The 21867-nt window shown below is 70.4% G+C and carries 18 protein-coding genes and 1 pseudogene; 10 read left to right on the top strand and 9 right to left on the bottom strand.

All coding sequences use genetic code 11. From position 1 onward, the window contains the following. Positions 1-91 precede the first annotated feature (91 nt). Together RUR_RS15545 and RUR_RS15540 are read left to right on the top strand one after the other, a co-directional pair. Positions 92-289 (top strand): hypothetical protein, encoded by a 198-nt coding sequence (locus RUR_RS15545; RefSeq protein WP_283135763.1) that lies wholly within the window; start codon positions 92-94, stop codon positions 287-289. A 229-nt stretch (positions 290-518) separates the two neighbouring features. After that, positions 519-5465 (top strand): hypothetical protein, encoded by a 4947-nt coding sequence (locus RUR_RS15540; protein ID WP_283135762.1) that lies wholly within the window; start codon positions 519-521, stop codon positions 5463-5465. A gap of 115 nt (positions 5466-5580) precedes the next feature. Here the strand turns inward: RUR_RS15540 and RUR_RS15535 are convergent. The 6 genes and pseudogenes from RUR_RS15535 to RUR_RS15510 form a co-directional block, all read right to left on the bottom strand. Further along, positions 5581-5993: pseudogene (locus RUR_RS15535) on the bottom strand (hypothetical protein). 247 nt (positions 5994-6240) lie between these two features. Next, positions 6241-7086 (bottom strand): hypothetical protein, encoded by an 846-nt coding sequence (locus RUR_RS15530; RefSeq protein WP_283135761.1) that lies wholly within the window; start codon positions 7084-7086, stop codon positions 6241-6243. Continuing rightward, the gene (locus tag RUR_RS15525) at positions 7083-7670 is read right to left on the bottom strand and encodes an RNA polymerase sigma factor (protein WP_283135760.1); all 588 of its coding nucleotides are present in this window, start codon (positions 7668-7670) and stop codon (positions 7083-7085) included. The genes RUR_RS15530 and RUR_RS15525 overlap by 4 nt, the downstream gene beginning before the upstream one ends. Positions 7671-7985: 315 nt before the next feature. After that, positions 7986-9479, bottom strand: coding sequence for a DUF6297 family protein (locus tag RUR_RS15520; protein ID WP_283135759.1), 1494 nt, complete (start codon positions 9477-9479; stop codon positions 7986-7988). Beyond that, the gene (ccmA, locus tag RUR_RS15515) at positions 9476-10102 is read right to left on the bottom strand and encodes a heme ABC exporter ATP-binding protein CcmA (protein WP_283135758.1); all 627 of its coding nucleotides are present in this window, start codon (positions 10100-10102) and stop codon (positions 9476-9478) included. Before ccmA ends, RUR_RS15520 begins: the two co-directional genes overlap by 4 nt. A gap of 326 nt (positions 10103-10428) precedes the next feature. Beyond that, positions 10429-10809: a nuclear transport factor 2 family protein gene (locus RUR_RS15510; protein ID WP_283135757.1), complete on the bottom strand. Its 381-nt coding sequence runs from the start codon at positions 10807-10809 to the stop codon at positions 10429-10431. 57 nt (positions 10810-10866) lie between these two features. On the opposite strand from RUR_RS15510, the gene RUR_RS15505 reads away from it, so the two are divergent. Then, the gene (locus RUR_RS15505; RefSeq protein WP_283135756.1) at positions 10867-11439 is read left to right on the top strand and encodes a CGNR zinc finger domain-containing protein; all 573 of its coding nucleotides are present in this window, start codon (positions 10867-10869) and stop codon (positions 11437-11439) included. Between the two features lie 190 nt (positions 11440-11629). On the opposite strand, the gene aztA is transcribed toward RUR_RS15505, so the two are convergent. Beyond that, positions 11630-12394, bottom strand: a complete 765-nt coding sequence (gene aztA / locus RUR_RS15500; RefSeq protein WP_283135755.1) for a zinc ABC transporter ATP-binding protein AztA — start codon at positions 12392-12394, stop codon at positions 11630-11632. Between the two features lie 50 nt (positions 12395-12444). On the opposite strand from aztA, the gene aztB reads away from it, so the two are divergent. The 5 genes from aztB (at position 12445) to RUR_RS15475 (ending at position 17591) form a co-directional block, all read left to right on the top strand. Continuing rightward, a complete protein-coding gene (gene aztB / locus RUR_RS15495; RefSeq protein ID WP_283135754.1) occupies positions 12445-13287 on the top strand; it encodes a zinc ABC transporter permease AztB in 843 nt (280 codons plus the stop codon). Then, entirely contained in the window at positions 13284-14465 is a 1182-nt protein-coding gene (locus RUR_RS15490) for an ABC transporter (protein WP_283135753.1), read from the top strand. Before aztB ends, RUR_RS15490 begins: the two co-directional genes overlap by 4 nt. Beyond that, the gene (gene aztC / locus RUR_RS15485) at positions 14462-15370 is read left to right on the top strand and encodes a zinc ABC transporter substrate-binding protein AztC (protein WP_428847002.1); all 909 of its coding nucleotides are present in this window, start codon (positions 14462-14464) and stop codon (positions 15368-15370) included. The genes RUR_RS15490 and aztC overlap by 4 nt, the downstream gene beginning before the upstream one ends. 74 nt (positions 15371-15444) lie before the next feature. Further along, positions 15445-16632 carry a zinc metallochaperone AztD gene (gene aztD, locus RUR_RS15480; RefSeq protein WP_283135752.1) on the top strand — a complete coding sequence of 396 codons (1188 nt, stop codon included), beginning with the start codon at positions 15445-15447 and terminating at the stop codon, positions 16630-16632. 182 nt (positions 16633-16814) lie between these two features. Continuing rightward, positions 16815-17591, top strand: coding sequence for an SDR family NAD(P)-dependent oxidoreductase (locus RUR_RS15475; RefSeq protein ID WP_283135751.1), 777 nt, complete (start codon positions 16815-16817; stop codon positions 17589-17591). Positions 17592-17604: 13 nt separating this feature from the next. Here the strand turns inward: RUR_RS15475 and RUR_RS15470 are convergent, their stop codons facing one another. After that, entirely contained in the window at positions 17605-18588 is a 984-nt protein-coding gene (locus RUR_RS15470; protein ID WP_283135750.1) for an NADPH:quinone reductase, read from the bottom strand. Between the two features lie 159 nt (positions 18589-18747). On the opposite strand from RUR_RS15470, the gene RUR_RS15465 reads away from it, so the two are divergent. Beyond that, positions 18748-18912, top strand: coding sequence for an alpha/beta fold hydrolase (locus tag RUR_RS15465; protein ID WP_283135749.1), 165 nt, complete (start codon positions 18748-18750; stop codon positions 18910-18912). Between the two features lie 24 nt (positions 18913-18936). Here the strand turns inward: RUR_RS15465 and RUR_RS15460 are convergent, their stop codons facing one another. Continuing rightward, a complete protein-coding gene (locus tag RUR_RS15460; protein WP_283135748.1) occupies positions 18937-19869 on the bottom strand; it encodes a hypothetical protein in 933 nt (310 codons plus the stop codon). 418 nt (positions 19870-20287) lie between these two features. Here RUR_RS15460 and RUR_RS15455 point away from each other — a divergent pair, with 418 nt between their 5' ends. Continuing rightward, complete coding sequence (locus RUR_RS15455) at positions 20288-21745, top strand: PepSY-associated TM helix domain-containing protein (protein ID WP_283135747.1); 1458 nt, start codon at positions 20288-20290, stop codon at positions 21743-21745. Positions 21746-21867: the final 122 nt, after the last annotated feature.

Below are 21867 nucleotides of genomic sequence, written 5' to 3'. Positions count from 1 at the left end.
AGGTCGAGAAAAGTCTCACTGGGAAGGTCAATGACATGATTTAAGCAGGTGAGCGGCGTCCATCCGCTCGCCTCACGTACGGAGGCGACAAGTGAGGTTTGTTCTCGAAGTGGATATGGGTGACACGGCGTTCGACGGGAAGGCCGTCGGGGAGCTGGGCCGTATCCTGCGATATTGGGGTGGGAATCTGCACCACTACGAGCTGAAGCCGGGCGACGGGTCGGTCGTCTACGACTCGGACTACCACGAGGTCGGGCGGTGGAGCATCGCCGAGGCCGGCGACTCCTAACCGGCCCCGTTCGCCGACGCCGTGATGCGGCCACGCCGGTGTGCCGGCCGCGGAGGCCGTACGGACCGTGTCCGGGAACCCGGCATCGGCCCCTCCCCCGGGTAGCGCCGTGCCAACCGGGTATGGGGGGATGTGTCTGGCATCTCCGCGGTCGTCGTGACTCCTCCGCGCGGATCTGATCAGCACCTTCATCAGGTTTGCTCGGATACCGACGGAGAGGACCGATCCCATGCCCGACGGTTTCTCGGTGGACGGCAAAATCGGCAACCGATGGCGCTCCTGGGGCGCCGCCGACGGGCCCTTCGGAAAGGCCACCGGGCCGGAGGAGGACGTCCCCGGACGCAACGGGCGGCGCCAGCGGTTCGAGAACGGGGAGATCGCCTGGTCCCCCGACCAGGACATGGTGGTCAGCGGCTTCCGGCTCCGCAACGACGCCTGCTTCGAATGGTCCAAAACCGGATTCGGCTACGACCACCACCGCTGCGACATCACCTTCAACGGGGCGAGCCAGGGCCAGTCAGGCCTGCAACTGCGGCCCATCGACGCCAACCAGAGCATGCTGCAGATCTGGACCCGGCTGCAAGGCTTCGGCGAGTACGGGTTCACCGTCCGCGGCGTGGACGACGACGATGAAAGCCCGCAGGGATCGACCATCCCCGTCCGGGTACAACTCGGGACGATCCCCGGTTCCCCAAGCCCCGAGTGGCCTCCGGTCACTGGTGTGATCGCGGAACGGTGGCACGAGCTGGGGGCCTGGGAGGGCCCGCTTGGAAAACCCCTGGAACCGGAGGACGTCAATCCCGTCGGCGACATCCGGAACCAGGAGTTCGAATTCGGCCGCATCTTCACGGCCCCGCAGTTCGGGCCGCGCATGGTCATCGCGGTGTATCAGCAGCGCAGGTCCCTCGTGGTCAGCTGGGGCGGCGGCAACATCGGATTCAACGCGTTCCGCGTGGACGTCACCCACAACGGGACGAAGTTCCTGGAGCGGCTGGTCTGGGTGCCCACCCCGGACTTGGAATGGGCCCGAGCGGGCGTGAGCTCAGGGCAGTTCCGGCTCGACAACACCCGGGGGAACGGGCTCTACACCTTCCGCATCCACCCCACGATCACCCTGCTCCAGAATCCCGGGCTGGCCCCGACCGGTGAACCCGGCGTCACGGTCGAACCGCCGGCGCCGTTCGGCAACAGCCTGTCTCCGCAAGATTTCTCCTTCGGGAGCACCCCGGAGATCGCCGTCTGGTACGACCGAGGTCCCGCCGACGCGATCCTCGGCCCCCTGCCCGCAGGCGGAACCCCCGCCGACGCCTATGCGAGCAACGGCGCCCGGGCCAACGACATCGCCCGGCACTACGTGCACACCCGATGGCTGAACCTGCCGTCCATCACGGCCACCGAGGACAACACCCTCCAGCTGATCGCCTACCTCCAGGTGCTGTCGGTCGACCGCGGCTTCCGGACTCCCGGCGAACCGCCCGCCCTTGTGCTCTTTCACACCGCGTTACGCACCCTGAACCGCGCGAACGGGCACATGGGCACCAGCTTCGACGAGTTCGTGTCCTTTCTTCAAATTCACTTGCAACGGCTGGGCGACTACGACATGGCCGTCAAAGGCCTCATGGTCATCCTCTACCGATACCGCGACCTGCTCACCCAGGAGGAGGTCGACCACATCCTCACCGAGCTGGTCCCGGTGACACTCAACGGGGCGCACAACCCTGCCGACGAGTCCTACCCCCTGGCCACCGAGGTGGCCCCGGAAACCGAGAACCACATGCTGATGATCAACAGTTCCCGGTACCTGGTCAACCAGCTCCTCTTCGAGAAGACCGGCGACGCGAAGGTCGACAACGTCGGCAACGGCCTGGCCGGTTGGCTGCTCGGCTACATGCACACCATCGCCAAGCACGACTTCCTGGAGTTCAACGCCCGCCCGTACCAGCGGCTGTCCCTGCACGCCCTGATGAACCTGCACGACTTCGCCAAGGACAAGACGGTCAGACACGGTGCGCGGATCCTGCTCGACTACATCATGGTCAAATTCGGGGTTTCCAGTACCCGGATGCGCCGGGTACCCCCGTTCCGGCGACTCAAGGAAACGGCCAGCAGCCCAGGCAAGATCAACGACCTGCTCCGGGAGGGGATCGGCGGTGACCCGGTCACCGGGTTCTTCGCCATGTACTCCGGCATCCCCGACCGGGACGGAAAACCCATGCGGTGGTTCCCGGACGACTGGGCGCTCAACGCGCTCATCGCCGGCCTGTCCGACTACCGGCCGCCCCCGGCCGCCTACATCCTGGCCATGACCCGCTACCCCGCCGACCTCCACCTGTTCTGGCACGGTCAACGGCCGCAGATGCACGAGGCGGACGAAGACGCCATGAGCGGTATGGAGATCTACTACCACTCCCCGTCGTTCCTGCTCACCGCCGGAGGGATGTGGCTCAACAGCGGGTACGGCCTGGACGAGTGGACCGGGTACAAGCAGGTCGCCATCGCCCAGTCCACGACCCTGATGTTCACCCGGGCCTTCGACGTGCGGGTCAACCCCGGAGACCTGGACGTCCGGCTCGACTTGGACAGCAAGTTCGCCGACCTGATCCGATTCGACCGGTGGCCCAGCCTCCGCATCGTCGACGCAGAGGACAACGAGACGGAGTCCCTTGATCGCGACGCCGTCAACACCGGCGTGCACCGCGGATTCGCCTGCGGCGCCGAGATGCAGGTGCCCGACAAGTGGCTGCTACTCGCGGGCGCCTCCTGGGACGGACCCTGGCTCTTTCTCGACCTCGGCAAACAGCCCGAGCCCACGGTGCCCGAGCCGTTGCGGTTCTACGGCTCTCTCGGCGTGTATGTCGCGATCTACCGGACACCCGTCGACCCGCAGCAGGCCGAGTTCCTGAACGTGCTCTACGACGCCGTCCCCCCGAAGACCTTGGGCTTTCTCTATGTGATCGAAGCCGACACACCCGACCCCTCCACCGGGGCACCCATCACCTTCACCACGTTCCAAGAGCTCGTGCGGCAACGGAATACCTTTCCCAATCCACTTAGGTGGAGTGATTTCTACTCATTTCACACCGTGGACAATCACCGGTTCGACTTCTGGGTCCGGCCCGACTCGCACACCTACGCCCCCCGGGTCGAGCTGGACGACCAGCCGCTGTTCCCGGAGAACGCGCCACTGGCCAACAGCCCCTACCTGAAGACCCCGGGTGGCCACGACGGAAAGTTCGAGGTCACCCACCCCAGCTGCGACGCCCCGCTGATCCTGGACTTCCGTGACCGGAACGATCCCCGCTACCTGGACAACATCGCCGCCTGCCCGCAGCCCTGGCTCGACCGCGCGGCGGCCCTCGCCGTCTTCACCCAGACGCTCGCCAACGCGGGACGCCGCAGGGAAGCTACCGCGGCCATGATCGAACGGGTCCTGGTCTACCGGCGCCTGACGGAAGCCGACCCCGAAAAGTACCGGCCTCTGCTGGCCACCGCCCTCTTCGAGTTGATCTTCTACCACCGCGCCGGACTCGACGCCGGCTCGACCCAGAAGTACGCCCGGCAAGGACTGCACACCTATGAGGAGCTGGCGGGACTCCGTACCCCCGGCTCGGAAACCCCGGTCGACTACGAGCAGCTCAGCACCTTCACCCCCAACCAGCACTGGGGATGGCCGCTCCTGGCCGGAGCGCTGTGGAACCTGACCTGGACCAACCGAGAAGCCGGCGACTTCACCGCCGCGGCGGGCTGGACCGTCAAACGCATCCGCGTCTACCGGCGGGCGGCCCAGGTCGACCCGGACACGTACCGGCCTTTGGCAGCCGACGCGCTGTGGGAGCTCATCTTCTACCACCGCGCCGGACTCGACGCCGCCTCCATCCAGTCCTACGCCCGGCAAGGCCTGATTGCCTACGAGGAGCTGGCGGACCTCCGTTCATCCGGTTCGCAAGACCCCGTCGACTACGAACAACTCGACGACTTCACCCCCAATCAGTATTGGGAGTGGCACATGCTCACCGGGGCGCTGTGGAACCTGGCCTGGACCAACCGCGAAGCCGGAAACCACACCGCCGCCGCCGACTGGACCGTCAAACGCATCCGCGTCCACCAACGCCTCGCCCAGATCGACCCCGAGAAACACCGGCCCACCGTCGCCGACGCCCTCTGGGAGCTCATCTTCTACCACCGCGCCGGACTCGACCCAGCCGCGATACAGACCTACGCCCAGCAAGGACTGGCCGCATATGAGGAGCTGGCGGGACTACGGCCACCCGGATCCCAGGCCCCGGTCGACTACGACCAGCTCGCCACCTTCACGCCCAACCACTATTGGGAGTGGCACATGCTCACCGGGGCACTGTGGAACCTGGCCTGGACCAACCGCGAAGCCGGAAACCACACCGCCGCCGCCGACTGGACCATCAAGCGCATCCGCGTCTACGAACGCCTCGCCCAAACCGACCCGGGCACCCACCGCCCCACAGTGGCCGACGCACTGTGGGAACTCATCTTTTACCACCGTGCGGGGCTGGACGCCGCCTCCGTCCAGACCTACGCCCGCCAAGGGCTGGCGCGCTACGAGGAGCTCGCCGGTCTCCACGGCTCCCCCAACCCCGTCGACTACGACCAGCTGGCGGCCTTCACCCCCAACCAATTTTGGGAGTGGCACATGCTCACCGGGGCGCTGTGGAACCTGGCCTGGACCAACCACGAGGCGGGGAACCACACCGCCGCCGCCGACTGGACCATCAAGCGCATCCGCGTCTACGAACGCCTCGCCCAAACCGACCCGGTGAAACACCGCCCCTCGCTCGCCGACGCCGTCTTCGAGCTGATCTTCTACCACCGCGCCGGGCTGGACCCGGCCGCGGTCCATACCTACGCCCAGCAGGGACTGACCGTCTACGAAGAACTCGCCGGGCTTCGCCAACCCGGGGTCACCGGCCCCGTCGACTACGACCAGCTGGCCTCCGTCGTCCCCAATCAGCACTGGCCCTCACTGGCCGGAGCCCTATGGAACCTGGCCTGGGTGAAACGAGAGGCCGGAGACCGTACGGCCGGCGCGGCCTGGATGGCCAGGCGCGTCCGCGTCTTCGAACGCCTGGTCCAGATCGACCCGGACAAGTGGCAGGCCTCCCTCACCCAGGCGGAAGCCGAAGCCGCAAGCTTCTCCACCTGACCACCGACCGCCGGGAACGGAGTCCCACGACGCGACCGTGGGCACGCGGTGACGCGCTCGCCGAGGTCGCCGCGTTCCTCGTCGGGCAGGAAGGCGCCGTGTATCCCCACCGTCGTCATATGGAGGCCATACCGTCGCCTTCCCCCGCGTGGATGGTGACGTGAATCCCCGCGCGGCGCAGCCCGAAAAGGTCCCGGAACCGCCGCGCCGAGTATCCCGTCTCGGGCCCGCCGAGGTCGAAGGCGACGACCCGGGTGTCCGTCGTGCGCTGAACCGGTTCCGCGGCCTGAGCCGCGAACCGGCGGTCGCGCATCGCGCAGACGATGACGCGTACGTCGATGCGTCGGCCTGCCTCCTGGATCCCTCCCTGGTGCCGGCCAGGACGGCATCGAGCACCTGGGCGCCGGTGAGCCCGTGGCCGAGGTGGAACTCGGGCGCGAACCGGGTCTCCGCGTACACGTCTCCGTCCGCGGCGAGATCCTGCACGTTCTCCCTGGCTGCCCGGACCAGTCCTTCCCGGGTCTGCAGGACGCCGTACGCGTGCGGGAACCCGGCGAGGTACTCGGGCAGCGATTGGCCCGGCGGGGAACGCCGGCCGGACAGCGGCGAACCCCAGGCCGGCCAGGGCGACCCGGGGTTCGCGCGAGACTTCAGGTCACACAGGGCGACCTGGGGTTCGCGTCACGACCCGCCAAGGGGACACGAACCTCCGTCTCGGTGGGGGTGGACTGATCGCCCATGGCGGCATCGTCGGGCCCGCCGTGGACGGGGTCCGCTAGGAGAGGGGCTTCTCCGAGACGACCAGCTTGAACTCCCCGGGGGTGTGCTCCCACCCCTGCACGACGGTCCAGTCCTTACCGATCGGGCCGGAATACTGCTTGTCGACGGTGACGCCGATGCGGTCCTTCCCGAGCGGCTTGGCCTCGACGACCTCGTAGACGACCTTCAGCCCGCGCTTCTTGAGCTCGGGAAGCACCTCGCCGACCGTCTTCCCGTCCACTTGATACGCGGGAAGCGACTTGCCCGGATCCCCGGTCGATCCGAGCGGCTCCTTGGTCTCGTCGGGGACGAGCACACAGGGGGCCACCGGGCCTTGCATCAGGACGGTGGCGGCGGTCGCCACCCCGTCGGGATGGACCGTCATGGTCCAGACGAGGCTCTGACCGGGCTTGAAGAGCTTGGGATTGATCTTCATCCGCAAGCCGTCCTTCTCCCCGGGAATACCGGTCGGCGGCTCGTACAGACCGGCGGGAATGCCCTCCACGAAGGTCCCCCGCGGTCCACGGCACTTCTGCCCGTGCGGAACGTAGTCCACGACGGCGGGCACGCCGAGTTCCTTCAGCCGCTTGGTCAGTCCCGCGGCGTCGCGGAAGTCACGCACCTCGGCGTGCACCACCCCGTCGGCGTCCGTGGTGACGGCGTAGGCGGGCACCGTCCCGCCGAGCGAGACGATCGTGATCGCGGTGGCGAGCCCGGCTCCGGCGAGCGAGGCGGCACCGAAGAACAGCCGCCTGCGGGGCCGGCTCCGCTGCTCGGCCGCGGCACGGCCGGCGATGTGCTCCTTCAGTTCCACGAGACGCCGCTCCTCAAAGGCTGCGAGGGGGGTGCGGTCGGCCTTCATGATGCTCCTTTCAATGTGACGACAGGCTCGGGGAGGGCATCGGGTTCCTGCCTGAGCGACCGGTGTGCGCGATGCAGCCGGACTCGGGCGGTTCCCACCCGGATACGCAGGGCGGCGGCGGCCTCGGCGACCGAAAGGCCGTCGATGTCCACCAGTTCGGCGACGGCCCGCTGGCTCTTCGGGAGCTCGGCGACCGCCTTGAGGAGCGGGCGTGCGGCCCGTTCGGCGTCGATCCGCTCCTCCAGCCGGGCGATGTCGTCGGGGTCCAGCGAACGCCGCCCGGCGGCCCGCCCGTTCTTGCTCAGCTCCCGGGCCGCTCTGCGCTGCTCGGTGGCCACCACGTTCCTGGCTATCCCGAAGAGCCAGGCCACTTCGCTCCCCCGGTCGGGCCGATAGGTGCGCGCCGTGTCGATGGCGGCGAGAAAGACCTCGGTGGTCAGGTCGTCCACCATGTGCGGATCGGTCACCCGGCGTGCCACAAACCGGCCGACCGACTCGGCGTGTTTTCGGTAGAAGACCTCGAACGCCTCAGGATCCCGCATGATCCGGCGCATATCCCCTGCCTCCACGGCAGTGTCTTGCATCCCTTACGTCCCTCCCAATCGCCTAGGGTTTATCTCTACTTGGGACGCAGGGCCGTAAAGCATTACATTCGCTGCCCACCGCCCCGATCGGTCATCCGATCGGCGGCCTGACATGGGCGTGAGTCCCGGTACGGGGCGAAGCCCGTCGAAGTGCGGCGCCGTCCGGGAACAGGACGAGGCCGACGTCCCCACGAGCGTAGACGACCGCCTTCCGGCCACCGGCGGCGAGCGTCCGCCATGGAGATCCGCCCGGAAACCTCACATACCGCCCTCTGGCGTGGCACGTATGCAGTCAGGGGTTGTGGAGACCGAGATCTAACTCCTGCGCGACGCCGCACGCAGCAGATAGGCGACGAGAACCACCGCTCCCACCAGCGCTTGCGTGACGATGAGCGACCGCGGGTCGGCGGGCCGTTCGACCAGCGCCGTCAGCGCGGGAAAACCGGCCGGCAGTGCCAGGTCGACCCCGGTCAACGCCCAGATCAGCGGTCCCGCCGGGATCGCCCCGGCTCCCATGTCGATGACGGGCATCGAGTGGTCCAGCGGCCGGCGCCGAGCCATCCGCATCGCCCCGGCGGCCAGTGCGGGCGCGACCGCCGGAGCCAGCAGCCACCACACGCCGACCGGCAATGCGCCGACCGACATCAGGCCGGTCAACCCGAGTGCGAGCCACAGAGCCGCGACCAGGACGGGAAGGACCGCCCGGGCGGCCAGCGCGGCACGCGGATCCACGGCGAGCAGCCGGGTGAGGGTGGGGTCGTCGGCGTCGCGGCGGATGCCCGCGGTGCAGGCCACGGCGGCGGCCAGTGCCCCACCGAGCAGGACGACCGCGGCGACGGCGGACAGACCGGCCTGCACGGCGAAGGCGGGGAGCGCCGCGGTGCCGAACAGCACGGCGAGGCGCAGGGGACGCCGGCCCACCCGGCGCCACTCCTGCCAGGCGAGGGCCTGCTCCCCCGCCCACCGGCCGGTGACCAAGCGCGGCCACCGGCGGGAGCGCAGCACGCGGCCACGCCAACGGTTCTCCTCGGCGGCCCAGGTCAGCGCACCCGGATCGAGGAGGGTCACCGCCGTGTTCAGCCTGCCCCACCGGGACGAGGACCGAAGAAGCCGCTGAGCCGGGATCCGGTCCAGCGCGATCCAGGCCCGCCACGCCGACACGGCCGCCGTCACGACGGCGGTACCCGCGACGGCACCCACCCACGCCGACGGCGCGCTCGCGACGGCGGTCAGCGTCGACCGGCCCGGGCCGCCGCCCAGCGCGGCGGAGAGAACCGCCGCCACGAGTGTGCCCGCCACAACGGCCTGCACCCAGTGGTCCCACGCGGGAGAGGCCTGGCCGAGGACCGCCGTCGCCATGCCCCCGATCGCGGTCGCGACGCCCACCACCAGGGCGGCCGCCACCCGGAGGGTGAGGTGGTCCGGGGCGCCGACCACCGCCAGCAGCGCCACGCCGAGGGCGAGCCCGCCCACCGTTGAAACGGCGAACAGCACCACCGCGGTCCTGGTCAACGTCGAACGCCGGGACAGCGGCGAGAGCACCAGCCAGGCGGCGTCGGCGGCCGGCAACGCGACCGGGCCGAGCGTCCGCGCCAGGACGAGGAATCCGGCGTAGCCCGCGAAGATCAGAGCGAGCCCCGCACCCAGCCGCGAGGGGTCGGCCCGTCCGGCCAGTCCGCTCAGCGCGGCCTCGATGGGCTGTCCGGCGAGCGCGATCACGAGCACCAGCCCGAACAGCGTCGCATAGCGGTCCGACCAGGTCTTCGGGAGCCGACCACGGGAGCGGAGGTACGCGCGTGCGGGGTTCACGCCTTGCTCTCCAACGTGATGAGGTGTGCCTCGGCGGCGTCCGCGAGCGCCAGGTCGTGCGTCGCCATGACCACCGTGCCGCCGAGGGTGGCGTAGTCGCGGAGAATCGCCGCGAGCCGCCCCCGGAACTCGGTGTCGAGTCCGCGTTCCGGCTCGTCCAGCAGGAGCAGCCGACTCGGCCTGAGCAGCGCCATCGCCAGCGAAAGCCGTTGCCGCTGCCCGGTCGACAGGCTCAGCGGGTGCAGGTCCGCCCGTCGCTCCAGCGAGAAGACGGCCAAGGCCTCGTCCACGGTCAGGCGTCCGTCCCGGTGCACGGCGTGCATGAGCTCCAGGTGCTCCCGGGTGCTCAATCCCGGGTACCAGGCGGGCTCATCCCCCACCAGGGCGACCTCCCGCCAGAACCGGGCTTCGTCCACCGGCGGCCCGTCCAGCACGTCGATCTCCCCGCCGGCCGGCGACTGCAGTCCCGCCAGGCAGCGAAGGAGCGTCGACTTGCCCGCGCCGTTCTCCCCGACCACGGCCACGATCTCACCTGAACCCGCCGTGAGGTCGACATCCCACAGGATGGGGTGCCCTCCCAGCTCCACCTGAACGCCGCGCGCGACGACGACCCCTTCCGCCATGCGTCGAGCCTACGGCGCGTGATCCGCTCTTGGGCGAGGACGGTGAGCACCGTGTGCATCCTCGTCGGCCACGACACCGCGGAGCCAAGGCGACCGGGGCCGCCGACCTGTCCCGGATGCCGATACCCGGCCGGAGGTTGCCAACGTGAGAGAACCACGTTCAGCGGGACGGCCGACAGCAGGTGAACCGCGCGGGCGTGGTTCCCTCCCGGGCGGCGCCTCGTCCCGGTACGGGCTGCGCCGGGCTGATCATCGGATCGACCCGGCGCGTCGGCCGCCTGGCGGCCGTACCGGAACTCGATCCGGCGCCGCCGCGTGAAACGCGATCAGGTCGTGGGGGCGGGGCTGACCTGGAAGAGGGCGCACTTCCACTCCCCGTCCCGCTTGACCAGGACCGACGAGGCGAAGAGCCGGACGGTCTGCTTGTCGGTGCCGTTCACCAGGACGTCGATCTCCACGGTGCTGGTGTGCACGGCGCTCTCGTCGGTCAGGACGGTCACCCGGTGGTCGGACTGGTCGGTCCGCAGGTAGGGATTCCGGTTCTCGGCGAAGCCCCGGAGTATCGCGTCCCGGTCGGACACGACGCCCCAGTGCGAGACGCTGAGCGGCGTCTCGGTGAGAAACCGGTCGAAGAAGGCGGCGTCGCCGTTCCGGTTGGCCTCCCACGACTTCTCGCTCAGCTCGATCAGCTCGGTTTCGATGCTCATTCCCGTTCCCCTTCTCAGTGACACCGGTTTAACTGGTGTCGATGCTACCCTGATGGCATGGTGGTGTTGCAAGGAAGGGACGGGCAGCGGTTCCGCTTCGACCCCGGGACCCTGTGCCTGGAGTTCCTGCTCACGGGCGGAGAGGGCTTACTCGCCTACTGGGAGCAGTTGGACACCGCGGACGATCTCGCCTGCTGGGTGGCGGCGTGCAGTTTGGGAATCAAGGGCGAAGTCCACGCGGACCCGGCGGATCTGCCCGATGCGAAACGGCTCCGGGCCGCCGTCCAGCGACTGGCCGAGCAGGCGGCCGACGGACGGGATCCGGCCTTCGAGCCGGTGCTCAACGAGATGGCGGCCCGGCCTCCCCTGGTCCCGGCCCTCGGCACGGCCTTCGAACGCGGCTGGGCCGAGCCGGTCACCTGCACGCAGTTTCTCTCCCAGGTCGCCCGGGACGCGATCGAGGTGTTCGGCTCCGATCGCGTCGGCCGGGTCCGTCAGTGCGACTCCGACAACTGCCTTCTCTTCTTCCTCGACACCTCACGCCCCGGCGCGCGCCGGTGGTGCTCCATGGACCGCTGCGGCAACCGCCAGAAACTCCGCACCCGCCGCCCCTCCCGGGAGAACGGGTGAGAACACGCCACCGTATGCGCACCTCCGGCCGGCGGGGAGGTCCCCGCCCCGCGCATCCGTGATCGCCTCGCTGTGCGGCACCCGGTGGCGGGCACACAGCGCAACCGTCATCGGACCCAGCCGAGAGCACGCCGCGGGTTCGCAGACCCGGCCCGCACCGACGATTCGGTGAGGCGGCAGATTTCCACCTCTATCCAGCCGCGCAACCGTTGTCCGATCGGGAATTCCGGGACGGGCCGCTGTTCGCCCCGTGATGTGTCCACGCCTCGCCGGGGAGGCCGATCACTCGGCCGAGCGTCTCGGCGGTGAGGACCTCGGCGGGGGGACCTTGCGCGGCGAGCCGGCCCCGCTCCAGGAGAAGGCAGTGCTCGGCGCGCGTGGCGGCGGCGAGGTCGTGGGTGGCGTGGACCACGGTGACGCCCTGGGCCGCGGCGGCGTCGAGCGCCTCGTCGACGAGGCGCCTGGCTTCGAGGTCGAGGCCGGTGGTCGGCTCGTCCAAGAGGAGCAGGTCGGGTTCCTGGGCGAGCCCTTGGGCGAGCAGCGCCCGCCGGCGCTGACCTCCGGACAGGGAGCCCAGCCGACGCGAGGCGAGAGGGAGGATGTCCAGCTGGGCCATCCGGGCCTCGACGACGGCCCGATCGTGGCCGGTGAGGCGTCTCCACCGGCCGCGGTGGGCCCACCGGCCCATGGCCACGGTCTCCCGGACGGTGATCGGCAGCGTGTCGGAGACGGCGCTGTGCTGTGGAACGAAGCCGACCCTGCGCACACCCGAGGAGACGACCGAGCCCGAGGTGGGCCGGATGATCCGGGCGAGCACCGCCAGCAGTGTGGATTTCCCCGAGCCATTCGGGCCGAGGACGGCGGTGACCTGCCCGCGGGGGATCCGCGCCGTGATCCCGTGGAGGACCGTCCGCCGCCCGTACCCGGCGACCAGGTGATCGATCACGACCTCCACAACGCCTCCGACTTGAAATTGATAATGATTTTCATTATAAAACTTATACCATGGAATGGTTGGTTGATCCTTTTGAGGTCTCCTTCGTCAGGCACGCGCTTGCCGGCGGGATCCTCGTCTCCCTGATCTGCGCCCTCGCCGGGACCTGGGTGGTCCTGCGCGGCATGGCCTTCCTCGGCGACGCGATGTCGCACGGCCTGCTGCCCGGCGTGGCGATCGCCGCGCTGCTCGGCGGCGGTCTCGCCGTCGGCGCCGCCCTCAGCGCCGCCGCGATGGCCCTCGGCGTCACCGTGCTCGGCAGATCGCCCAGACTCTCCCCGGATACGAGCATCGGCCTGCTCTTCGCCGGCATGCTCGCCCTGGGAGTGATCATCGTTTCGCATTCCCGGTCCTTCGCCGTCGACCTGACCGGGCTCCTCTTCGGCGACGTCCTCGCCGTCCGTCCCGAGGAGCTGACCCACCTCGCCGTCGCGCTGGCCGTCGCCGCGGCGGTGTCCGTCCTCGGCCACCGGTCGTTCGTCGCGCTCACCTTCGACCCGCGCACGGCGCACACACTGGGGCTGGGACCCCGGTCGGCGCACGCCCTCCTGCTGGGACTCGTGACCCTCGCCGTCGTCGCCTCCTTTCACGTCGTCGGCACCCTCCTGGTCTTCGGCCTCCTGATCGCCCCGGCCGCGACCATGCTCCTGTGGGCCCGGCGCATCCCGTCGATCATGTTGGGGGCGGCGGTCCTCGGCGTCGCTTCGACCGTGATCGGCCTGATCCTGTCCTGGCACCTCGGTACGGCGGCGGGCGCCACGATCACCGCGGTGGCCGTTTCGCTCTTCTTTCTCGGCGCCACGGCGGCGTCCCTGCGGGACCGGCTCCCCCGCACCCGGGCGGTGACCGGGTGACGCGGACCCGCATGCTCGCCGCCGCCCTCCTTGTCCTGGCGACCGGCTGCGCCTCCGGCCGTACCGAGACCGCCGACCCCGGACCGGCCGAGGCGGTCCCCCACGGCTACGTCGAAGGCGCCGTCGAGACGGCCGAGCCGCAGCAGCGGCTGGTCGTGGCCGACGGGGAGACCGGGGCGGTCCGCGTCCTGGACCTGACGACCGCGCAGACCTTCACGCTGGGGCGGGTCGGCGGGGTCGACGGCATCGCCGGTGACGGCCGCTTCGCCTACCTCACCTCGGGCCGAGGCAAGGCGCTGAACATCGTGGACGGCGGTACCTGGACCGTCGACCACGGCGACCATCTCCACCACTACCGTGCCGAGGCCCGGGACGTCGGCACCCTGGCGCGCCGGAGCCCGCAGGCCGTCCGGAGCGACCCCGCCGTGGCCGCGGTCTCCTTCTCCGACGGCTCGGTGGAGCTGCTCGACCGGACCGGCCTGGGGAAAGGCGAGATCACCAGGATCGGAGTGACCGAGGGCGATGGCACCGCGCTGCCGTACCGGGAACACCTGATCCTGCCGGTCGCCGGAGACGCCGTCGACGTGCGCACCGCGGACGGCGAACCGGTCACCTCGTTCGACGAGCCCTGCGCGGAGCCGCGCGGTGCGGCCGTGACCCGCGCCGGTGCCGTCCTCGGGTGCGCCGACGGCGCCCTGCTCGTCGTCGAGGACGACGGCGCCTTCACCGCGGAGAAGATCGCCTACCCGGGCGAGGTGCCGCGGGAACGCCGCGCGCGGCACTTCGAGCACCGTCCCGGCGGCACCACGCTGGCCGCGAAGGCGGGCGGCCGGGGCGTCTGGCTGCTCGACGTACGGGCCAAGAAGTGGACTCTGCTGAAGACCGGGCCACCGGTGGCCGTCTGCGCGACCGGCCCGGACACCCCGGTGCTCATCCTGACCGCGGACGGCTTCCTGCGCGCCTACGACCCGGAGTCGGGGAGGCAGACCGCGAAGACCGCCCTGATCGGCGAACCCGCGCCCGGTACGCAGGTCATCGAGGCCGACGCCTCCCGGGCCTACGTCAACGACCCGGCCGCCCGGGTGATCCACGAAATCGACTACAACGACGGGCTCCGGCTCGCCCGCACCCTCGACCCCGGCATCACGCCCACCCACATGGTGGAGACGGGCCGTTGATCGCCCGGATCCTGCTCGCCGTGGTCGTCGCGCTCGCCGCGGCGGGGTGCGCGGGCACCGGGGGACGCCGCCCTGAGGTGGTCGTCACCACGAACATCCTCGGAGACGTCGTCCGCCGGGTCGTCGGTGACCAAGCCACGGTGACCGTGCTGATGAAACCGGACTCCGACCCGCACTCCTTCGGGATATCGGCCCGGCAGGCCGCCGGCCTCGAACGGGCCGACCTTGTCGTGTACAACGGCCTCGGCCTGGAGGAGGGGGTCCTGCGGCAGGTCCTGGCCGCCCGGGACGCCGGGGTTCCGGTACTCGCCGCCGGGGAGGCCGCCGATCCGATCCCGTACGCCGCGGGGGACGCGGCCGGGCGACCCGACCCGCACTTCTGGACGGACCCCCACCGGATGGCCAAGGTCGTCGACGTGATCGCCGACCGGGTGACAGCCGAGGTCGACGGCGTCGACGCCGAGGCCGTACGGGCGAACGCCGCCGGCCACCGCCGCGAGATCCACGAGCTGGACACGTGGATGAGGCAGCGGTTCGCCACCATCCCTCCCGCCCGGCGGAGCCTGGTGACCAACCACCACGTCTTCGGCTACTTCGCCGAACGCTACGGCTTCAAGGTCGTCGGCGCGATCGTCCCCGGCGGCACGACCCTGGCCTCCCCCAGCGCCGCCGACCTCAAATCCCTCGCCGACGCGGTCCGTGCCGCCGGCGTCCCAGCGATCTTCGCCGACTCCTCCCACCCCGACCGCCTCGCCCGGGCGCTCGCCGCGGAGGCGGGGCTTCGGATCAGGGTCCTGACGCTGTTCTCGGAGTCGCTGACCGCGCCCGGCAAGGGCGCCGCGACGTTCCTGGACCTGATGCGCGCCAACACCTCGGCCATCGTCGACGGCCTCGGCACCGGATGAAACCCCACCCCCACGTTCCCTCCGGCCCGGTCGGCCGGACGTTTCCCTCAATCAGCTGAAAGGCGAGATCCCCCATGAACATCGCACCGCGCACCCGGACGGCGGCAGCGCTGTCCGCGCTGCTGGCCACCGCCTTCACCGTCAGCGCCTGCGGTCTGCAGCAGCCCATGGCGTCCTCGTCCTCGCCGACGGCGCGGACCACACCCCAGACCACTGTGCGGGACCCCCTCGTGATCACCTACGACGGCGGCCTCCACGTCCTCGACGGCCAAAGCCTCCACCTCGTCGCGGACATCCCGCTCCCCGGATTCAACCGGGTCAACCCAGCCGGAGACGACCGGCACGTCCTGGTCTCCACATCGACCGGCTTCCGGATACTCGACGCCGCGGCCCCCGAGCTCACCTCCGACGAGTTCACCGCCGCCGAACCCGGCCACGTGGTGCGGCACGCGGGCAGGACCACCCTGTTCTCCGACGGGACCGGAAAAGTCGTCGTCTTCGACCCGAGGCGGCTCGGCGACGGCCTCCCGGAGACGGAGGTCTACACGGCCGACACCCCGCACCACGGCGTCGCCGTCGGCCTGGGCAGCGGGGAACTCGTCGTCACCCTCGGCACCGAGGAGAAACGGGTGGGCATCCTCGTCCTGGACAAGGACGGCAGGGAGATCGCCCGCAACGAGAACTGCCCCGGCGTGCACGGCGAGGCCACCGCGCGGGACGACGCCGTCGTGATCGGCTGCCAGGACGGCGTCCTGCTCTACCGGGACGGCGAGATACGCAAGATCGAGAGCCCGCACGAGTACGGCCGGATCGGCAACCAAGCCGGTTCCGATCGGTCGGCGATCGTCCTCGGCGACTACAAGAAGGATCCGGCCGCCGAACTCGAACGCCCCAGGCAGATCTCCCTCATCGACACCAAGTCCGGCACCCTGAAACTGCTCGACCTGCCCACGAGCTACACCTTCCGTTCCCTGGCCCGCGGCCCGGGCGGCGAAGCCCTCGTGCTCGGCACCGACGGCGCACTCCATGTGATCGACCCGGACCGGGCCGAGACCGTGAGCACCATCAAGGTCCTCGACCCGTGGAAGGAGCCGGTCGAGTGGCAAAAGCCCAGGCCGATGCTCTTCGTCCGCGGCCGGACGGCGTACGTCACCGATCCGAGCACCCGGGAGCTCCACTCGATCGACCTCGGCACCGGGAGGATACTCCGTACCGTGCCCCTCCCCAAGACGCCCAATGAGCTGACCGGCGTCACCCGCTGACCCCGGGCCGGTACGGCCTCGGGCGCGAACCCTGAGGCCGTACCGGCCGGAGCGTCGCCGATCGGACCGCCCACGCCGTACGGAACCGGTCCCCCACCCCGTACGGCCGCCGCGGCGGCACCGGGCCCCTGATCCGCGAAATGTGTTTGCCCCGATGTCGCACCGCCCACGATGCTCGGGGAATGAGAAACACCGGACTTGCCGGCAAAGTGGCGCTGATCACCGGCGCCGACGGGGGGATCGGGGCCGCGATCGCCCGGGCGTTCGCGGCCGAAGGCGCCCAGGTGGCGCTGCATCACCTGCCGGGGCAGGCGGCGCCGCCTCCCGGGGTGACCTGGGAACACCGGATCTCCGCCACGGGTACGGCCACGGCGCTGGCCGCCGAGCTCGGCAAGGCCGTCACGGTCGGGGTGGACCTGGCGGAACCGGAGGCCGCGCGGCGCGTGTTCGACACGGTCGAACAGGGGCTGGGACCGGTGGACGTGCTGGTGAACAACGCCGCGCACTGCGAGAGCCCCGACACGGTGGACACGCTCACCGCGGCGGGGCTGGAGCGTGCCTATCGGGTCAACGTGATGGCGCCCGCGCTGCTCATCGCGGAGCTGGCCCGGAGGGCCGGCGGTGCGCGGCCCTGTGTGGTCAACATCTCCACCGACGCGGCCCGCGCCTTCCCCGGCCAGGTGGGCTACGGCACGTCCAAAGCCGCGCTGGAGGCGTTGACCCGCGGCACCGCGCTCGACCTCGCCCCGGCCGGAATCCGGGTCAACGCGGTTGCCCCGGGCCCGGTGCAGAGCGGCTGGATGGACGAGGCGATCTACGAGCACGCCCGCTCGATCGTGCCGCTGGGACGGGTGGGCGAGCCCGAGGACATCGCCGACGCGGTCGTCTTCCTCGCCTCCCATCAGGCCCGCTGGATCACCGGGCAGGTCCTCCAGGTGGCGGGAGGCCACGCCCTGTGACCTCGGCGACGGCTCAGGGGAGGAGCAGCAGCCGCCCCCTGACCTCGCCGGACTCGATCCGGCGGTGCGCGTCGGCCGTCTCCGCCAGCGGGAGGCGATCGGCGATCCGGGTGGTGAGCCGCCGGTCGGCCAGCATCCGGTTGATCAAGACGGCGGCGGCGGCGAGGTCGGCGACGGAGGCCCGGCTGATGACGAACCCGAGCACGGCGACGTCCCTGGTGTACAGCCGGGACAGGGGCACCGCCACCTCGGCGCGGGCGGCGGTCACCGGGATCCGGCCGCCCGGCGCCGTCGCCTCCGCCGCGACGGCGAAATCCTGGTATCCGGAGGTGTCCCACATGACGTCCACCCCCGCGGGGGCGAGTTCCCGCAGCCTCTCGGCCAGCCGCGGGTCCCGGTAGTCCAGGACGGCCTCGGCTCCGGCGGCGCGGCACCGCGGATGGTCCTCCGGGCGGGCGCTGGCGATCACATGTGCCCCGCCCGCCACCGCGATCTGGATGGCGGCGGTGCCCACGTTCCCGCCCCCGCCGCCGACGAACACCGTCTCCCCCGGCCGGAGCCGCGCGTGGACGTACCAGCCGAGATAGGCGGTGGCGGCGGGATGGGCGACGGCCACCGCGGTCTGCGGGTCGACGCCTTCGGGGACGCGGTAGAGCCGGTCGGCGGGGACGACCGCGTACTCGGCGAACGCCCCCTGCCGGCCCTGATGCCCCAGGCTGTTGCACCACACCCGATCTCCCGGTTGAAAGCCCGTCACCCCCGGTCCGGTCAGCGCGACCGTCCCGGCGAGATCACGTCCCACGATGAACGGCATCGGGATCGGCGTCCGGTAGCGGCCGGAGCGGATGTAGGCGTCGACCGGGTTGACCGCGACGGTCTCCACCGCGACGAGCACGTCGGTCGGCCCCGGCGTGGGCACGAGCAGCGGCCCGAGGCGGATCCGATCGGCCGGACCGAGCCCGGTGATGTAGGCCGCCGTCATCATCGAGGTGGGCATACCCGTCACCTGGCGATACCTGCCCCTTCAGCTCCCCCGCCACTCCCCGGGGAGCATGCGGTCACAGCCGGCCGCTCTCGGGGGGCGGCGTGCGGATTCCGGCGGTCCGGCCCCGCCGCCGACTCCGTCGCACCGCGTCACCCCGGGCTCCGGACGCCGGTGACCCTGCTGTACGGCGCACTCGATCCCTTCAACGTCCCGCGGCACGCGGCCCGGTTCGCCGCCGAGGTACCCGGGACACAGGTCACGATCGTGCCCGGCGTGGCACACATGGTGCCGCAGGTCCGCCCCGACGCCGTGGCGGACGCCATCGCCGAGCCGTGACACCCGCGCGAGGGCCGGCCTCCGTCAGACCTCGGGGCCGACGGGCTGGGCGGAGTCGGTCAGGCGGCGTCCGGCACGGACGGTCTCCGAGATCTGAGCGTCATAGGCGGCTTTGAGCAGTTCGGCCTGGCCGCTCAGCGAGCGGAGGTCGGCGGCCGCCAGATCGTCCTTGACGGTGGCGGCCAGCAGTTCGACGTATTCGGGGTTCCGCGCCAGGATCTCCTGGCACTGCTCCCACTCCAGCTGCGCCGACCTGGCCCTCCGTACGGTCTCGGCGTACCGCTCGATCGCGGCGATCTGTTCCTCCGTGGCCGCCACGGAGGCGGCGAGCGCCTGCTCCTGCGGCTTCAGGAGGGCGCGAACCCGATCCCCGGCGGCGTTCCTCCGCGCTTTGGCCTGCTGGCGCCTGAGGGTGCTCTGCCTGGCCAGGGCACCGGCCACCTGCCATTCCCGGTGCGGCAGCACGACGGCCGCCTCCGCGGCTTCCGACCGATCCCCGAACGCCGCGGCGTCCTCCAGCACACCGTCGATCGCGTCCTGCACCCGGGCGAGCTGAACCTTGGCCACGTCGTCGAAATCCGCCGAGGTCAGATAGCGCCCGCGGTATTTCCGGTTCAGCCTCCTGTTTCGGCGGCCGGCCCCTTTACCTGCGAGCGGGATAACCGTCAAGCCCGCGGCGGTCAGCAAAAGAGTCCAGTGGATCCCTTCCACGCCGAATGTGGTGAGCGGCACCGTGAACATCGCAGCGGCGGCGACGCCCCCGGCCACGGCCCCCGCGTCGCTTATCCGGTCGACGTTCTGCTTCACCAGATCTTTCACGAGAAACGCCACGATCAGCGGGGAGACCAAGATGGCCACCGGCGCCAGCAGACTCAGCAGGAAGATGCCCCCAAGGGCACACAGCGCGGCTCCCGCGAAAGCGGCGTCCCTGGTCAGCACCGCGGATCCCTCCGCCAAACTCCGCTCCGGCTGTGCTTGAAGCCAACGGAGATCGTTGGCCGGAATCTCCGGGTCGAAAACCGGACGTACCCTCATCCGAAACTCTTCGGCCATAAGGCGATGACTCCACAACGCAGGTGTGAACGGCTTGACCGACCGACGACGCCGCCCGAGAACGGCAGCTTTGGAATTATCCCCCTTTTCTTTAGGACGTGCACAGTAGGAACAGGGTTCGCTCCGGATGATGCGAGCCCGAAATCCGGCATGCCGACACGGCCGCTCGGTGACCCCTCGACATGAGGCGCACCCCGCCACCCCGTGCCCGGCCCGGCCTCGCCGCACCTCCGCGGAACCGGTTTTTCCTGGGAACCCGGCAAATGACTCGTCCGACTATTTATCCAGCCCAAAAACCTCGGATGAGCACATAAGGATCCCGGTGACCACAGAGCAACTCCCCCCGGCGGACATCGCCCCCAGCCCGCAGCGCAACGTGTGGGCCCAGCTGAGACCGCTGCTGCTGCGGATGCACTTCTACGCGGGTGTGCTCGTCGCCCCGTTCATCCTGCTGGCGGCGGTCACCGGCCTCCTCTACGCCCTCGCACCGCAGATCGAGCAGATCGTCTACCGCCATGAGCTGCACGTCCCCGTCGGCGAGCGGACGGTCCCGCTCGGCGAGCAGGTCGCGGCGGCCCGCGCGGCACACCCTGAGGGCCGCATCACCTCGGTGATCCCCCCGGTCGACGAGACGGGCACCACCCGTGTGCTGTTCGGCGACGACACCGTGCCGTCCGGATACGCCATGGCCGTCTTCGTCGACCCCTACACCGCCGCGGTCCGCGGGCAGGTCCCGGCATCCGGGCAGTGGCTGGGAGTCCGGGCCTGGATCGGTGAACTCCACCGGAACCTGCATCTCGGCGAGTTCGGCCGGAACTACAGCGAACTGGCCGCGAGCTGGATGTGGATCGTGGTTCTCGGCGGGATCGCCCTGTGGCTGGCGCGGCGCCGCACCGGCCGCCGTCTCCGGCGGACGCTCCTGCCGGACACCTCGGGTCGCGGGCGCTCCCGAAACCTGTCCTGGCATGCGACCACCGGCATCTGGATCGCCCTGGGTCTGCTGTTCCTGTCCGCCACCGGCCTGACCTGGTCCACCCATGCGGGGGCTCGGATCGGCGACATCCGGTCGGCCTTTGAGTGGAACAGCAGGCCGCTGGAGACCGCCCTGACCGGGGAGGCCCATGCCGCGGGCACCGGGCAGCACCATGGGGCGCCCGCCACCCCCACGGCCCCGAAGGATGTGATGACCTCCGGGGTGGGGATCGACGGCGTCATGGCCACCGCCCGTGCCGAGGGTCTGCGGGTACCCCTCTTCATCACCCCGCCGGACGGCGACGGCAAGGCCTGGACCGTGAAGGAGCGCAAGCGGGACTGGCCGACCCGGTTCGACGCGATCAGCGTCGACGGCGCCGACGGGTCGGTGGTCGACCGGCTCGACTTCGCCGACTGGCCCTTCATGGCCAAGCTGACGGACTGGACGATCGACGCCCACATGGGGCTGCTGTTCGGGCCGGTCAATCAGCTCGTCCTCATCGCCCTGGCCGTCGGCCTGATCTATGTCATCCTGCGTGGATACCGCATGTGGTGGCAGCGCAGACCCACCAGGCAGACCGGCGCGGGCGCCCGCTTCGGCCGCCCGGCCCCGCGTGGCGCCCTCCGTGCCCTCTCCCCCGGCGTGCTGGCGGTCGTCCTCGCGCTGACCCTAGGCATCGCCTACTTCGTCCCGCTGTTCGGGATCAGCCTGGCTCTCTTCCTGATCGCCGACGTGATCCTCGGGCGCAGGCAGGCCGGAAGACATCCGACCGGTCTCCCAACCTCCCTCGATGAATCCGGATCGTGACGCCACCACCGCGAACCACTGGAAAAGGGTGGTGGCCGGATGCCTCCGTACGGCTACCGCAGGGTCAGCCGATTCGGACGTCGAGGACGCGGCCACTCACCCCGCTACATGTTTTCCGTGCA

Origin of the sequence: Rhizohabitans arisaemae, from assembly GCF_025996515.1 — a bacterium.
GTDB classification, from domain to species: Bacteria; Actinomycetota; Actinomycetes; order Streptosporangiales; family Streptosporangiaceae; genus Rhizohabitans; species Rhizohabitans arisaemae.
Note: the sequence above shows the minus strand (reverse complement) of the source record. Positions and strands in the feature narration are given on the sequence as shown.

What these genes read in the sequence shown, in the direction of transcription:
- aztD (WP_283135752.1), top strand. Translation starts at nt 15,445, where the DNA reads ATGAACATCGCACCGCGCACCCGGACGGCGGCAGCGCTGTCCGCGCTG.
- RUR_RS15530 (WP_283135761.1), bottom strand. Translation starts at nt 7,086, where the DNA reads ATGAAGGCCGACCGCACCCCCCTCGCAGCCTTTGAGGAGCGGCGTCTC.
- RUR_RS15475 (WP_283135751.1), top strand. Translation starts at nt 16,815, where the DNA reads ATGAGAAACACCGGACTTGCCGGCAAAGTGGCGCTGATCACCGGCGCC.
- aztB (WP_283135754.1), top strand. Translation starts at nt 12,445, where the DNA reads ATGGAATGGTTGGTTGATCCTTTTGAGGTCTCCTTCGTCAGGCACGCG.
- ccmA (WP_283135758.1), bottom strand. Translation starts at nt 10,102, where the DNA reads ATGGCGGAAGGGGTCGTCGTCGCGCGCGGCGTTCAGGTGGAGCTGGGA.
- RUR_RS15470 (WP_283135750.1), bottom strand. Translation starts at nt 18,588, where the DNA reads ATGCCCACCTCGATGATGACGGCGGCCTACATCACCGGGCTCGGTCCG.
- RUR_RS15510 (WP_283135757.1), bottom strand. Translation starts at nt 10,809, where the DNA reads ATGAGCATCGAAACCGAGCTGATCGAGCTGAGCGAGAAGTCGTGGGAG.
- RUR_RS15540 (WP_283135762.1), top strand. Translation starts at nt 519, where the DNA reads ATGCCCGACGGTTTCTCGGTGGACGGCAAAATCGGCAACCGATGGCGC.
- RUR_RS15525 (WP_283135760.1), bottom strand. Translation starts at nt 7,670, where the DNA reads ATGCAAGACACTGCCGTGGAGGCAGGGGATATGCGCCGGATCATGCGG.
- RUR_RS15505 (WP_283135756.1), top strand. Translation starts at nt 10,867, where the DNA reads ATGGTGGTGTTGCAAGGAAGGGACGGGCAGCGGTTCCGCTTCGACCCC.